General features: G+C 65.2%; 12 protein-coding genes. 5 read left to right on the top strand and 7 right to left on the bottom strand.

Going from position 1 to position 13,292, the window contains the following annotated elements:
* Nucleotides 1–42: 42 nt before the first annotated feature.
* Both E3O11_RS10690 and msrB read right to left on the bottom strand, forming a co-directional pair.
* A complete protein-coding gene (locus E3O11_RS10690; RefSeq protein ID WP_277871275.1) occupies nt 43–657 on the bottom strand; it encodes a nitroreductase family protein in 615 nt (204 codons plus the stop codon).
* 37 nt (nt 658–694) lie between these two features.
* Complete coding sequence (gene msrB, locus E3O11_RS10685; protein WP_092451091.1) at nt 695–1,096, bottom strand: peptide-methionine (R)-S-oxide reductase MsrB; 402 nt, start codon at nt 1,094–1,096, stop codon at nt 695–697.
* 181 nt (nt 1,097–1,277) lie between these two features.
* Between msrB and E3O11_RS10680 the strand changes: the two genes are divergently transcribed.
* The 5 genes from E3O11_RS10680 to groL all read left to right on the top strand — a co-directional run bounded on the left by E3O11_RS10680 (nt 1,278) and on the right by groL (nt 5,570).
* The gene (locus tag E3O11_RS10680) at nt 1,278–1,550 is read left to right on the top strand and encodes a DUF3263 domain-containing protein (protein WP_092451090.1); all 273 of its coding nucleotides are present in this window, start codon (nt 1,278–1,280) and stop codon (nt 1,548–1,550) included.
* An 84-nt stretch (nt 1,551–1,634) separates the two neighbouring features.
* Entirely contained in the window at nt 1,635–2,198 is a 564-nt protein-coding gene (locus E3O11_RS10675; protein WP_092451088.1) for a LytR C-terminal domain-containing protein, read from the top strand.
* Between the two features lie 284 nt (nt 2,199–2,482).
* On the top strand, nt 2,483–2,686 hold the full coding sequence (locus E3O11_RS10670; protein ID WP_035834941.1) for a cold-shock protein: 204 nt from the start codon (nt 2,483–2,485) through the stop codon (nt 2,684–2,686).
* Between the two features lie 65 nt (nt 2,687–2,751).
* Nucleotides 2,752–3,801, top strand: a complete 1,050-nt coding sequence (locus E3O11_RS10665) for a DUF3048 domain-containing protein (protein ID WP_092451086.1) — start codon at nt 2,752–2,754, stop codon at nt 3,799–3,801.
* 140 nt (nt 3,802–3,941) lie between these two features.
* On the top strand, nt 3,942–5,570 hold the full coding sequence (gene groL / locus E3O11_RS10660; RefSeq protein WP_092451084.1) for a chaperonin GroEL: 1,629 nt from the start codon (nt 3,942–3,944) through the stop codon (nt 5,568–5,570).
* A gap of 137 nt (nt 5,571–5,707) precedes the next feature.
* Here groL and E3O11_RS10655 read toward each other — a convergent pair whose 3' ends face one another.
* From E3O11_RS10655 to E3O11_RS10635, 5 genes are all read right to left on the bottom strand, one after another.
* Nucleotides 5,708–7,279 (bottom strand): GMC family oxidoreductase, encoded by a 1,572-nt coding sequence (locus E3O11_RS10655; protein ID WP_092451082.1) that lies wholly within the window; start codon nt 7,277–7,279, stop codon nt 5,708–5,710.
* A gap of 8 nt (nt 7,280–7,287) precedes the next feature.
* On the bottom strand, nt 7,288–8,784 hold the full coding sequence (locus E3O11_RS10650) for an aldehyde dehydrogenase family protein (RefSeq protein ID WP_092451080.1): 1,497 nt from the start codon (nt 8,782–8,784) through the stop codon (nt 7,288–7,290).
* Nucleotides 8,781–10,916, bottom strand: a complete 2,136-nt coding sequence (gene betT, locus E3O11_RS10645; RefSeq protein ID WP_092451078.1) for a choline BCCT transporter BetT — start codon at nt 10,914–10,916, stop codon at nt 8,781–8,783. The genes E3O11_RS10650 and betT overlap by 4 nt, the downstream gene beginning before the upstream one ends.
* A 205-nt stretch (nt 10,917–11,121) precedes the next feature.
* Nucleotides 11,122–11,412, bottom strand: coding sequence for a WXG100 family type VII secretion target (locus tag E3O11_RS10640; protein ID WP_092451076.1), 291 nt, complete (start codon nt 11,410–11,412; stop codon nt 11,122–11,124).
* A 130-nt stretch (nt 11,413–11,542) separates the two neighbouring features.
* Nucleotides 11,543–13,270 carry a sensor histidine kinase gene (locus tag E3O11_RS10635; RefSeq protein ID WP_092451074.1) on the bottom strand — a complete coding sequence of 576 codons (1,728 nt, stop codon included), beginning with the start codon at nt 13,268–13,270 and terminating at the stop codon, nt 11,543–11,545.
* Nucleotides 13,271–13,292 lie beyond the last annotated feature (22 nt).

Genomic DNA, 13,292 nt, shown 5'->3' with positions numbered 1-13,292 from the left:
GGCGCTCCAAGGTGGGCCGGGGAAGAAGCGTACGGCCCCGAGCTACAGCACCCCCAAAAACTCCTCCGGATCAATCGACAGCCGCACGCACGGTTTCGACTCCTCGGGAATTCCCCCAACGTAGAGCCAGCCAAGCAGCTCTTCCCCGTCGGCAAGGCCATGCAACGCTCGCACCGGCGCCGATCGCACCAACGGCCCGGTGCGCCACATCGCCCCCCAGCCGGCGTTTTCGAGCAGCAGCGTGAGAAGGTGCGCGACGCCCGCAGCCGCGGCATCCTGTTCCCAGCCAGCCACCTTGAAGTTCACCTGCCGTGACGCGACGATCGCGATCAGCAGCGGTGCGCGCAGCGGCTTGGCGGCCAGCTTGATCGCTTCGAGCCCCTCACAAGCGGATGCCGCCACAAACGCCGCTCCGAGCCGGTCGCGGGCGTCGCCGCGCAGCTCGAGCAGCCGCCACGGACGCAACGCGCCGTGATCCGCCACCCGCGCGGCCGCCGCCACGAGCGGCAGCAACTCCGCCCGGCTGGGGGCGAGTGTCGTCACCTTGGAGTAACTGCGCCGGTCAGCGACAGCTTTGAAGACCGCCGCGGTACCCGTTCTGAAACCGGTCGTGTCCCGGCCGGGAAGACCAGGATTCGCTCCGGCCGAACCTGCCACTTTCGAACTGGCAACCGCACCCGTCATCGACACCGCGCTACTCAGCGGGCGTGAAGTTGAGCGACAGCGAATTCATGCAGTACCGGTCGCCGGTCGGAGTGCCGAAACCGTCGGGAAAAACGTGGCCGAGGTGCGAGCCACAGTTCGCGCAGCGCACCTCGGTGCGCACGCTTCCCAAGGAGCGGTCCTCAAGCAGTTCGACCGCTTCGGGCCGAACCGACTCGTAAAAGCTCGGCCAGCCGCAGCCGGAATCGAACTTGGTGCCACTCTGAAACAGCTCGGCGTTGCAGGCGCCACAGGTGTAGAGGCCGGCCCGACCCTCGTCGAGCAGCTCGCCGGTGCCGGGGCGTTCGGTGCCGGCTTCGCGCAGCACCGCAAATTTCTCCGCGCCCAGTTCGGAGCGCCATTCGCTGTCTGACTTCTTGATTTCGTAGTCCATGTTCAGATCCCTTCGTTCCGGCGACCGGGCACTGGCCGCGTCTACTAAGCCTAAACTCGCTTGGCCCCGCGCGCATTCCACACGGCGTGTCCCACCGCGGCAGGGCGTGCCGGAGGCAACATTCAGCCGCCCGCAAATAGGATGAGCCTGACGGACAGCCAACCGGGGGAGGGATGCAGCAATGACTGAGCACGCCCCGACAACCCAGTTGAGCGAACGCGACCAGGCCGTGCTCGCCTTCGAACGGCAATGGTGGCGGCATGTCGGCGCCAAGGAGGAGGCCATCCGGGCCACCTTCAGCCTGTCGACCGCCCGGTACTATCAGTTATTGGGCGCACTGGTCGACTCACCGTTGGCGTTGGCTTTTGATCCCATGCTGGTGAAACGATTGCAGCGGATGCGTTCCGTCCGATCCGAGGCACGCGCCAGTCGTTCGCTGCCCACCCGCGACTAGGCACCCACCCGCTTTTCGGCCAGCACGGAACCTTGCGCTGCAGCTCGATTCCGGCCCGGCCGGCCAACCAAGGATTCCACCACCATGGCGAAAAAATTTGCGAAAGACCGTTTCGACACCCACACGCATGCCCTCGACCGGGTGGGAGCCCACCGCGCCCCCGGCAAGAGTGGACGTGGCTGGATCGGATTCTGGTGGGCGCTGGGGGCTACCGGGCTGTTGATCGCCATCGGTGCAGTCGGCATCCTAGCAATCAATAATCGCCTCGACTTCTCCAACATTCCCGGGCTGCCCGCGAGCAGCGCAACCGCGACGCCCGCAGCGACCGCCGTCCCCACTGCCGTTGCCACCGTCGACCCGGCGCAGACCATCAACGTGCTCAACGGGTCCGCGAACGACGGCGTCGCAGCATCCGTCAGGGACACACTCACCGCTGCAGGCTGGGTGGTCAATGCCACCGGGAACGCCAGCACGGACACTGAGGCGACCACAGTGATCTACTACGCCGATGCGAGCCAGGAAGGCGCCGCCCGCGGCGTCGCTGCCTCCCTTTCGGGAGCGCAGATCGTGGTCTCCACCAATTTCGTTGATTCCGGCGCCAGTATGACCGTCGTCGTCGGCAACGACTATGTTTCACCGGTTGACTGAGCAAAACGCGAAAGCCGTGGTCGTAGCGGCCACGATTTGATTCGTCAAGCCCCTAGTCTTCTGTTCCGATTTCAGTAATGTGCGTTTTGGTCACACATTTTGTTCGGGCAATACCCGCCCGGATCAAGAAAGCTCGCCCAAGGAAACTTGCACCAGTAGGTAACTTGTAACAGATGTCTTGCTCTCGGGGATTTGCTGCTCGCACAGGATGAACGCAGTCTCTGCGGCACGGCCCGGAACAGCCAATGGGCGGTTGCCGTTGAAAACTGAGCAAGGAGTGACACATGGCGAACGGAACCGTAAAGTGGTTCAACGCTGAAAAGGGTTTCGGCTTCATTACTGTCGACGGGGGAGGGCAAGACGTCTTCGTCCACTACTCCGCTATCGACATGAGCGGGTACAAGGTTCTTGAAGAAGGCCAGCAGGTCGTCTTCGAGGTCGGTGCCGGAGCGAAAGGCCCGCAGGCTGAATCGGTGCGACCGGCCTAACCCGCCTCGCAGTTCACACTAACGCCGCCCGCTGCAACGGGCGGCGTTAGTGTTTACCGGTGACTATGAAAAATACGGCCCGCACCGCTCGACCGCTTCGGGCAGCGGGGCTGCTCGCCCTCGTGCTGCCGGCACTGCTCCTGAGCGCGTGCAGCGGCAGCACCCCGGCCCCCTCCTCGACACCGACCAGCAAGGCCTGGACCTCTGACTATGTCGCCCCGGCGGCGACCGAGATCGCACCGCTAACCGGGCTGAGCGTCGAAGGCGGCTCGTCGGCCCACCCGTCCCTGGCGGCCAAGATTGACAACCACGTTGCGGCCCGGCCGCAGGTTGCCATTGACCGTACCGACGTCGTGTTCGAAGAACTGGTCGAGGGCGGCATCACCCGCTATGTCGCGGTCTGGCAGTCAAGCATTCCCGATCAGCTCGGACCGGTGCGGTCGATTCGGCCGATGGATCCCGACATTATCGCGCCGTTCGGCGGTCTGGTCGCCTACTCCGGCGGCCAGCAGCGATTCGTCGACGCGATGAATGCGACCGGCCAGATCAGCGCCATCTTCGACTACGACACGAGCGGCTTGTTCTCGCGGTCCTCCGCTACTTCAGCCCCGCACAACGTGATCCTCGCCGCGTCGGAATTCGTCAACCGCAATGCCTCCGTCGCCCCGCCCGCCCAGCAGTACGCCTACGCGTCCACCCTCGCCGCGGCATCCGCTGCCACGGACGGTACGCCGATTTCGGTGATCAACACCAGATTTTCCAACTCCAGCGCCCGCAGCTGGACCTGGAACGCCGAGGCGGCCGCCTACCTGCGCGCTCAGGATGGCGCGCCCGACCTGACCCCCGAGGGGGCCCAGCTCAAGGCCACCAACGTGGTCGTACTGCGGGTCGATGTAACCGTCTCCGACAGTATCCCCAAGACCGAGTTGATCGCCTCCGGTGAAGCGTCAATCTCGTCCGGCGGCAAGACCCTCGCGGCCACCTGGAGCAAGGACGCCCAGACGTCGCCGATCCGCCTCATCGACGCCAACGGAGTGACAATTCGGCTGGCACCGGGCAATACCTGGTTCCAGTTGGTGCCCAACGGCACCGGCTCGGCCGATCTCGTTCCCTGACAGCTGCAGATAGCCCGGCATCACTCCGGATGCTCGCTTGCACTCTCGACCCCAGAGTGCCAGAATCGATCTAGCACTCTCGTCATCCGAGTGCTAACCCCATCATCGTTTGGAACGTCCGGGAGGGACGAGTTACACATATGGCAAAAATCATTGCATTCAATGAAGAGGCCCGTCGTGGGCTTGAGCGCGGCCTGAATATTCTCGCCGACACCGTCAAGGTCACCCTCGGCCCGCGCGGCCGCAACGTCGTTCTGGAGAAGAAGTGGGGCGCCCCCACGATCACCAACGACGGTGTGTCCATCGCCAAGGAGATCGAGCTCGACGACCCGTACGAGAAGATCGGTGCCGAGCTCGTCAAAGAGGTCGCCAAGAAGACGGATGACGTAGCCGGCGACGGAACGACCACCGCAACCGTCCTCGCCCAGGCTCTGGTTCGCGAAGGCCTGCGCAACGTCGCAGCCGGCGCCGACCCGATCAGCCTCAAGCGCGGCATCGAGAAGGCCACGGCAGCTGTCATCGCCGAGCTCATCGCCAGCGCCAAGGAAATCGAAACCAAGGAAGAGATCGCGGCCACGGCTTCCATCTCTGCCGGCGACACCGAAATCGGCGCGATCATCGCCGAGGCCATCGACAAGGTCGGCAAGGAAGGTGTTGTCACCGTTGAGGAGTCGAACACCTTCGGCACCGAACTCGAGCTCACCGAGGGCATGCGCTTCGACAAGGGCTTCCTGTCGGCGTACTTCGTCACCGACCCTGACCGTCAGGAAGCGGTCTTCGAAGACCCCTACATCCTGATCGTCAACTCCAAGGTCTCCAACATCAAGGACCTGCTCCCCATCGTGGACAAGGTCATCCAGACCGGCAAGCAGCTCCTCATCATCGCGGAAGACGTCGACGGCGAGGCCCTGGCCACGCTCGTTGTGAACAAGATCCGTGGCATCTTCAAGTCCGTCGCCGTCAAGGCTCCGGGCTTCGGAGACCGTCGCAAGGCTCAGCTGCAGGACATCGCCATCCTCACCGGTGGACAGGTCATCTCGGAAGAGGTCGGCCTCAAGCTCGAGAACGTCACGCTCGACCTGCTTGGTAACGCCCGCAAGGTCGTCATCACCAAGGACGAGACCACCATCGTTGAGGGTGCCGGCGACGTCGAAGCCATCGCCGGTCGCGTTTCGCAGATTCGCGCCGAGATCGAGAACACCGACAGCGACTACGACCGCGAGAAGCTCCAGGAGCGCCTCGCCAAGCTTGCTGGCGGCGTTGCTGTCATCAAGGCCGGAGCCGCAACGGAGGTTGAGCTCAAGGAGCGCAAGCACCGCATCGAAGATGCAGTGCGTAACGCCAAGGCTGCCGTCGAAGAGGGCATCGTCGCCGGTGGTGGCGTTGCACTGATCCAGGCCGGCAAGACCGCATTCGAGAGCGAAGCAGTTCTCGCTCTCGTCGGCGACGAGGCAACGGGCGCGAACATCGTGCGCGTCGCCATCGACGCTCCGCTCAAGCAGATCGCACTAAACGCGGGCATGGAGCCCGGCGTTGTCGCCGACAAGGTGCGCAACCTGCCCGTCGGATGGGGCCTCAACGCCGCCACCGGCGAGTACGTCGACATGATCGCTGCCGGCATCAATGACCCGGTGAAGGTCACCCGCTCCGCGCTGCTCAACGCCGCGTCGATTGCCGGACTGTTCCTCACCACCGAGGCCGTCGTTGCCGACAAGCCCGAGAAGAACTCGGCTCCGGCCGGCGACCCCTCGGGTGGCATGGACTTCTAAGTCCCCGCCAGCTAGCACCACACAAAAGTGGGCGTCTCCCTCGGGAGGCGCCCACTTTTTTCATGTTCCGTAGCCGAGGTGTGAGGCTGACCGCATTATTCGCAAAAATTGGGCCCGGACTCACACCTCGGCGCAGGTCAGCGGATGCTGCGGGCCGCTTTCACCAGGTCGGCGCAGCGCTCACCGATCATCATCGTGGTGATGTTCGGGTTTACGGTGACGAGAACCGGCATGACCGACGCGTCGGCGACGCGCAGGCCGGTGACTCCCTTGACCCGCAGCTCGGGATCGAGCGGCGCGAGCACATCGTCGACGGCGCCCATCCGCAGGGTCCCGGCCGGGTGGTAGACCGTGTTGTGGGTCTTTTCGATGTACGAGGTGATTTCGGCATCCGTTTGCACAGCGGCGCCCGGATACAGTTCCTCGCCGGCCCACTCGGCCATGGCCGGCTGGGCCACGATTTCCCGGGCCTTGCGGATGCCGGCGACCATGACGCGCATGTCGTGTGGGTCGGTGAAGTAGCGCGGATCCACCATGGGCTTGTCGCGGTAGTCGCTCGAGCGCAGCTTGACCGTGCCGCGGGAGCGTGCCCGGGTGACGTTTGGCGTCAGGCAGAACCCGTTCTCCGTTGTCGGGTAACCCTGACGGGCGGTGTGCATGTCGAAGGGCACCGAACCGTAGTGGAACATGAGGTCGGGGCGGTCGAGGCCCTCCTCGGTCGTCGTGAAGATGCCGGCTTCCCACCACTGGGTGGAAGTCTCGGGCATCGGCTGCTTCGCTTCCCACTGAATCACGCCCTCCGGGTGGTCCTGCAGGTTCTCGCCGACGCCGGGGGAGTCCGAGAGTACCTCGATGCCAAAGGAGGCAAGCTGCTCGGCCGGACCGACGCCGGAGAGCAGGAGCAGCTTGGGCGAATCGATGGCGCCGGCCGAGAGGATGACCTCGGCGCGCGCGGTGAGCTGGTGGGTCTTGCCGAAGCTGGCATCGACGACCTGTACGCCGGTGCAGTGCTTGTTCCCGTCGAAGGTGAGTTTGCGGGCTCGCATGCCGGTGAGCAGAGTGAAGTTGGCGCGATCCCGAATCGGGTGAATATACGAAACGGATGACGACGCGCGCGTTCCGTCCGCCTGCCGGTTGATCTGGAAGAAATTCGCGCCGTTCACAACGGTTGTACCGGAGTTGAACGTTGTGCGAGGGATTCCGGTCTGCTCGCAGGCGTCGAGGAGAGCCACGCCGCACGGATCGGTGGCCGGCACGTTCATCAGGTGCACGGGGCCGTCCTGGCCGTGGTGCGGGGCCCGGTCCTCGTTGGTTTCCAGACGCTGGAACAGCGGGAAGGTGGTGGCGGCGTCCCAGCCGGTGGCTCCGTGCTTGAACGCCCAGTCGTTCAGGTCTTCGGCCGGAGCCCAGAACGCGATGCAGGAGTTGTGGCTGGAACAGCCGCCGAGCACCTTGGCACGGGCGTGGCGCATGAACGAGTTGCCGTGCTCCTGCGGCTCGATCGGGTAATCCCAGTCGTAGCCGCTCTCCAGCAGCTCCATCCAGCGGTCGAGCTGGAGGATGACGTCGATGCCACGGTCGTCGGGACCGGCCTCCACGAGGGCCACCTCAAGGGCAGGATCCTCGCTCAGCCGGGCGGCGACAGCGGCCCCGGCGGAACCACCACCGATCACGATGTAGTCGAAGTCGGTCTGGGTCAGTACGGTCATCGGTGGTCCTAACGTGCGGCGAACCAGCCGGTGACGGCCGGTGCGGTGTTCTGGTAAATGTGCTTCGTTTCCTGGTACTCGCCGAGGCCCATCGGGCCGAGCTCGCGACCAACGCCGGACTGGCCGTAGCCGCCCCACTCCGCCTGCGGCAGGTAGGGGTGAAAGTCATTGATCCAGACGGTTCCGTGCCGCAAGGCCTTGGCCATGCGCTGGGCCTTGCCGGCGTCCTGGGTCCAGACCGCTCCGGCCAGGCCGTAGACGGTGTCGTTGGCGATGCGCACGGCCTCGGCTTCGGTCTCGAAGGTTTCAATCGTCACGACCGGACCGAAAGCCTCGTCGATCACGACGGACATGCCGCTTGAAACCTGGTCGAGCACGGTCGGCGTGTAATAAAAGCCCTGCGCGAGGTCGCCTGCGCCCCAGGTTCCTCCGCAGCGCAGGCGGGCGCCCTCGGCGATGCCCTTCGCAACGTAGGCGGTGACCTTGTCGCGGTGCGCTGCGCTGATCAGCGGCCCGGTTTCGGCTTCCGGGTCAAACGGTCCGCCGAGACGGATCTGGTTGGCCCGGCGCACGAGCTCGTCGACGAACTTCTCCGCAACGGATGCTTCCACCACGATGCGCGCGCCGGCCGAGCAGACCTGCCCCGAGTGCACGAACGCGCCGTTCAGCGCGTTGTCCACGGCGGCGTCGAAGTCGGCGTCGGCGAAGATCACGTTGGGATTCTTGCCGCCGAGTTCGAGGGCGACCTTCTTGACCGTTCCGGCGGCGGCCGCTGCGATCTTCCGGCCGGTCTCGAGACCGCCGGTGAACGAGACCAGGTCGACGTCGGGGTGGCTGGAGAGCGGGGCCCCGGCCACAGCGCCAGCGCCGAGCACGAGGTTGGCGACGCCGGCCGGCAGGCCGAGGTCGTCCAGCAGCACCATCATGAGCATGCTGGTGTGCGGGGTGAGCTCGCTCGGCTTGAGCACGAAACTGTTACCGGCGGCGAGGGCCGGGGCGATCTTCCACGCGGCCTGCAGCAATGGGTAGTTCCACGGCGCGATCAGCCCGCAGACCCCGACGGGCTCGTGCACGATGCGGCTGACAACGTTTTCATCGCCGGCATTGACGATGCGTCCGCTGTCCTGCCCGGCGATCTTGCCGAAGTAGGCGAAGCAGTTCGCGATGTCGTCCATATCGATTTCACTCTCGACCAGACGCTTGCCGGTGTCGAGCGTTTCGGCGCGGGCGAACTCGGCCCGGCGCACGCGCAGTTCAGCGGCGACGCACAGCAGAAAATCACCACGTTCGGGCGCCGGAACGCTGCTCCACAGGCCGCTGTCGAAGGCGGTGCGGGCCGCGCGGATCGCAGCATGGACATCCGTTGTGGTCGCCTCGCTGACCGTGCCGACCAGGCTCTGATCGGCCGGGCAGTGGATTTCGCGGGTGCCGGCGTCGCTCGCTGGTACCCAGGCGCCGCTGATGAACAGCGTGGCCGGCGGCGCGGTATCGATCGGTGTGTTCATTGCTTGACCTCGTCCGATTCAAAATCGGCTTCCCAATTGTCTTTAGCCACCTGGTCCTCGGCGAGGGCGGTGTTTCCCGGCTCTGCCCGGTTCAGGTGCAGAAAGTCGAGGTGGGTTTCGTAATGATCGAGCACGTCAGTGATGACCTGCTCCTTGCTGTAGCCCATGAGGTCGTAGCCGTGGCTGCCCTCGAGGGAGAAAACCTCCATGCGGTAATACTTGCCGCTGGCGCTCGCCGAACGCACCGCATAGGTCGGAGTGTCGAATTGCACGGGGTAGATCTGGTATTTGAAACCACGCTCGTCGCCCATCGACACGTTGAGGTCGAGGTGCGGAATCTGCAGACCATCGACCACGCCCTGCGATAGCGTCACCTCGGCACCCTGCGTCACGAGCTCGTCACGCACTTCCTGCAGGGCGGGCAGGGCCACGCTCGACACGAAGCGTTCGGCCTGGCGTGGGCCAGGGTAGCTCATGGCGCGGGTCAGCCGCTGACGCCAGTTGCGCGCCCGCGCCGGGTCGGTGCTGCGGCCAGACAACAGGCCGGGCAGGCTGGCCCGGTAACTGTCGGTGAGCGATTGCTCCAACCGAAGCGCCCGATACAGCCCGAGCATGACGAGCAGCAGCACCGCGGAGAAGGGCAGCCCCATAATGATCGTGGCATTTTGCAGGGTCGGGATGCCGCCCACCAGCAGCATTGCCATGGTCAGCACTCCGGTGGTCACCGCCCAGAAGATGCGCAGCCACTTCGGGCCGTCGGACTCGGAGTCCTTGAGATGCGAGGTGAAATTGGCCATGACGAGGGCGCCGGAGTCGGCGCTCGTGACATAGAACAGCAGTCCGGTGAAGGTCGCGATCGCGGCGGTGGCCGGGGCGAACGGGAACTCGGCCAGCAGCGAGTAAAACGCACGCTCCGGCGAATTCATGGCGACCTCGCCGAAGCCGGCATCTCCGCCGATCACGATAGCGAGGGCGCTGTTGCCGAACACGGCGATCCAGATCAGGATGAACGCGAACGGCACGATCATGGTGCCGGCGACGAACTCGCGGATGGTGCGGCCGCGGCTGATGCGGGCCAGGAACAGCCCGACGAACGGCGCCCAGGCGATCCACCAGGCCCAGAAGAACAGGGTCCACCAGTTGAGCCATTCATCGGGGCGGTCGTAGGCGAAGGTGTCGAGGGTCATGGCCGGGAACCGGCTCAGGGTGTCACCGATGTTGAGGACGATGGCGTCGAGCAGAAAGCTCGTGTTGCCGGCAATCAGAATGAACAGCATGAGGCCGACGCTCAGCAGAACGTTCAGCTCGGACAGTCGACGAATGCCCTTCTCGACCCCGGAGACGACGGAGATCGTGGCCATGACCACACTCAGGGCGATGAGCGAGCCCTGCACGAGCAGGGTCTCCGGCGTTCCGAACATAAAAGTGAGGCCGTAGTTGAGCTGGGCGACGCCGATGCCGAGGCTCGTGGCGATGCCGAAAATGGTGCCGAGGATCGCGGCGATGTCGACCACGTCGCCGATCGGGCCGTGGATCTTCTTGCCGAAGATCGGGTACAGCGCCGAACGGATGCTCAGCGGCAGGTTCTGCCGGTAAGCGAAGTAGCCGAGGGCCAGACCCATGAGGGCGTAGAGGGCCCAGCCGGTGAGGCCGTAGTGGAACAGGGTCCAGACCATGGCCTGGCGGGCGGCCTCAACGGAGCTGCCATCACCGGTGGGCGGAACGAGATACTGGGTGACCGGTTCGGAGACCGAGAAGAACATGAGGTCGATGCCGATTCCGGCGGCGAAGAGCATGGCGGTCCAGGTGAACAGGCTGAACTGCGGCCTGGAGTGGTCTGGCCCGAGGCGGGTCTTGCCGACCCGGGACAGCGCGACGACGATGACGAAGACCAGCACGACAGTGACGATCAGAAAGTAATACCAGCCGAGGTTGACCGACACCCAGCCGACGACGGCAGCAATGACGTCGCTCGCGTTGCTGGGGGCGAGAATCGCCCAGAGGGCGATGGCAATGATGCCGGAGGCTGAACCGAAGAAGACCGTCTTGTTCACCCGGGTTTTGTTCTCCGGGGGGAGGCCAGGCGGTCCGGTCGATGGTTCGGTGGCGGGAGTGTGGGCAGAGAGAGTCATCTCATCCTTGGTGCTTGGTGTGATGTCGGGGTGGCGCCGGCCGCGTGTGCGCGGGCTGGCTGTCCGAGTGGCCGCGGTGGCGGCGTACGCGCGTCTGTCAGTCTAGCAACCGAAAATCCGCGTCTTTCCGGGCTTTTTCGGGATGCGCTGGGTGCGGTAGTGCTATCCCGCGCGAGATAACACACTCCGACCGGCCACGAATCGCCTACCGCGCGAACAGCCGGGTGTTGGCTTGCTCGGTCTCGGCGTACTGCTGCCCGGCCAGGCTCAGCGCCTGGTTGAGCAGGGTCAGGCTCTCTTCCAGCTGCTGATGCATGCCGCGCCACTCGGCGAAAGCCCCCTGGAACGCGGCAGACGCCTGGCCGGTCCAGAACCCTTCGAGGCTGGTGAGCTGGGCGTTGAGCTCGGCCACATCGGCCTGCACCCGCCCGATCGTGCCGCGTGCGGTGTTGGCGGTGCTCTGCACCGCATCGCTGTCGACCTGAAAGCTCGTCATGGTGTGCCTTCCTGCTACTCAAACATGGATGTTGGTGACCATGAGCGTAGAAGGCGAGCGTGCAGAATCCGCTGCCCGGCAGTCAATTTGTGAATGGATGCCGCCTGCCGCGGCCGGTGCAGGAGGGCCGCTACGGAATGACGGGCTGGGCGTGCAGCGGCGCGCTCGGCGTGCCGGCGAGGGGGAGCGAGACCCGGAAGGTGGCGCCGCCGCCGGGGGTGTCGACGACGTCGACGGTGCCGTTGTGGCTGGCGACGATGGCGGCGACGATGGCGAGGCCGAGGCCGCTGCCACCGGTTTCGCGGGCGCGGCTGGAGTCGGCGCGCCAGAAGCGCTGGAAGATCTTCTCCCGAATCTGCGGCGGGATGCCCTCGCCGTGGTCGACGATGGCGATCGATGCCCGCAGGGTGCGCGGGTCGACTGCGACCTCGAGTTCGATCGGGCTGTCTGAGGCGGTGAACCGCATCGCATTGCCCATCAGGTTGGTGATGACCTGGCGAATCTTGTTCTCTTCGGCCATCACCACGGGCGGCAGCTGGGGCACGACGGGCAACACAGTCAGGCCGGCATCGGGCAGCACAGCGGTTGTGCGGCGCGGTTTGCGGGTGCGCAGCCGGGCCAGGGTGGCGCCGGCGAAGGCAATGGCACCGGTCGGAGTGCCCGTTCCGGACGGCCGGGTAATCGTGCCGGTGGTGACGCTCTCCGTTCCATCGTTGTCGATCTCGCCGGAGTCACCGAAGTGGTGGTCCAGATCGGCGTCAGCCTCGAGTGACACAAGCACGGGCGGGGGAATCACCACCGTCACCTGGCGGCCCGGTGAGCTGGCCATGGCATCGAGGGCGGCGTCGCGGGCCAGCGGAACGAGGTCGACCGGGGTGAGCGCGAGCGGCTTGGTCTCGTCGAGGCGGGCGAGTTCGAGCAGATCCTCGACCAGACCGCCCATACGAATGGCCTCTTTTTCGATGCGTTCCATGGCTTGGGCGACATCTTCGGGGGTCTGCAGGGCACCCATGCGGTACAGCTCGGCGTAGCCGCGCACCGAAACCAGGGGGGTGCGCAGTTCGTGGCTGGCGTCGCCGACGAAGCGGCGCATCTGGTCAATGGTGCGGGCGCGGTCTTTGAAGGCCCGGTCGATGCGGCTGAGCATGATGTTGAGCGAGCGGTTGAGACGACCGACCTCGGTGTTCGGCGTTGCGCCGCCGAGACGCTGGCTGAAGTCACCGTCGGCGATGGCGGCCGCGGTCTGCTCCGCCTCGCGCAACGGCACGAAGGTGGTCGTGACGAGCACGCGGGTGAGCATGGCGCCGATCAGCACGACCCCGGCGCCGAAACCCAGAAAGATCGTGAGGTAGGTGGCCATGGTGTTCTCGGTGGGCCGCAGCGACACGGCCATGACGAGGGTGCCGTAGGTACCGGTGGGGCTGATCACCACGGGAACCATGATCGCGTGAAACTCGGTGTCGTGGGCGGCGTCCCACAGAGTTTGAATCTGTCCGTCAAGCTGCGAGACCCGTTTCAGGTCGAGCGGCATGCCGACAACCGGCAGCTCGGCGTGGTCACGTTCCTGCCAGGTGCGGGTGATCAGCGCGCCGTCTTGGTCGTACAGGGCCACGAAATAGTCCGAGGCGACGCCCTCGGTATCACCCTGCGAGAACACGCTCGACGAGTAACCGCTGAGCGCGGTCTGCGTGTCGACCTGCAGCTGGGTGTCGACCTGGGTCACCACATACTGCTTGAGCATGGCCATTGTGCCGATGCCGGAAACGAGCAGGCCGAGCGTGAGCATCAACACCGTGACACCGGTGATCTTGGAACGGAGGGAGATGCTGCTCCACCGCCTGGACAGGGTTTCGTGCATTAGGGGATTTAGTCTACGAAAG

Origin of the sequence: Cryobacterium levicorallinum, assembly GCF_004402405.1 — a bacterium.
In the GTDB taxonomy this organism is placed as follows: Bacteria; Actinomycetota; Actinomycetes; order Actinomycetales; family Microbacteriaceae; genus Cryobacterium; species Cryobacterium levicorallinum.
The sequence above is the reverse complement of the archived record's forward strand: the minus strand, read 5'-3'. Positions and strand labels throughout refer to the sequence as shown.

Bases quoted from the DNA above. Each gene is read 5' to 3' on its own strand.
- msrB (WP_092451091.1), bottom strand. From the start codon at position 1,096: ATGGACTACGAAATCAAGAAGTCAGACAGCGAATGGCGCTCCGAACTG.
- E3O11_RS10680 (WP_092451090.1), top strand. From the start codon at position 1,278: ATGACTGAGCACGCCCCGACAACCCAGTTGAGCGAACGCGACCAGGCC.
- E3O11_RS10675 (WP_092451088.1), top strand. From the start codon at position 1,635: ATGGCGAAAAAATTTGCGAAAGACCGTTTCGACACCCACACGCATGCC.
- E3O11_RS10670 (WP_035834941.1), top strand. From the start codon at position 2,483: ATGGCGAACGGAACCGTAAAGTGGTTCAACGCTGAAAAGGGTTTCGGC.
- E3O11_RS10665 (WP_092451086.1), top strand. From the start codon at position 2,752: ATGAAAAATACGGCCCGCACCGCTCGACCGCTTCGGGCAGCGGGGCTG.
- groL (WP_092451084.1), top strand. From the start codon at position 3,942: ATGGCAAAAATCATTGCATTCAATGAAGAGGCCCGTCGTGGGCTTGAG.
- E3O11_RS10655 (WP_092451082.1), bottom strand. From the start codon at position 7,279: ATGACCGTACTGACCCAGACCGACTTCGACTACATCGTGATCGGTGGT.
- E3O11_RS10650 (WP_092451080.1), bottom strand. From the start codon at position 8,784: ATGAACACACCGATCGATACCGCGCCGCCGGCCACGCTGTTCATCAGC.
- betT (WP_092451078.1), bottom strand. From the start codon at position 10,916: ATGACTCTCTCTGCCCACACTCCCGCCACCGAACCATCGACCGGACCG.
- E3O11_RS10640 (WP_092451076.1), bottom strand. From the start codon at position 11,412: ATGACGAGCTTTCAGGTCGACAGCGATGCGGTGCAGAGCACCGCCAAC.
- E3O11_RS10635 (WP_092451074.1), bottom strand. From the start codon at position 13,270: ATGCACGAAACCCTGTCCAGGCGGTGGAGCAGCATCTCCCTCCGTTCC.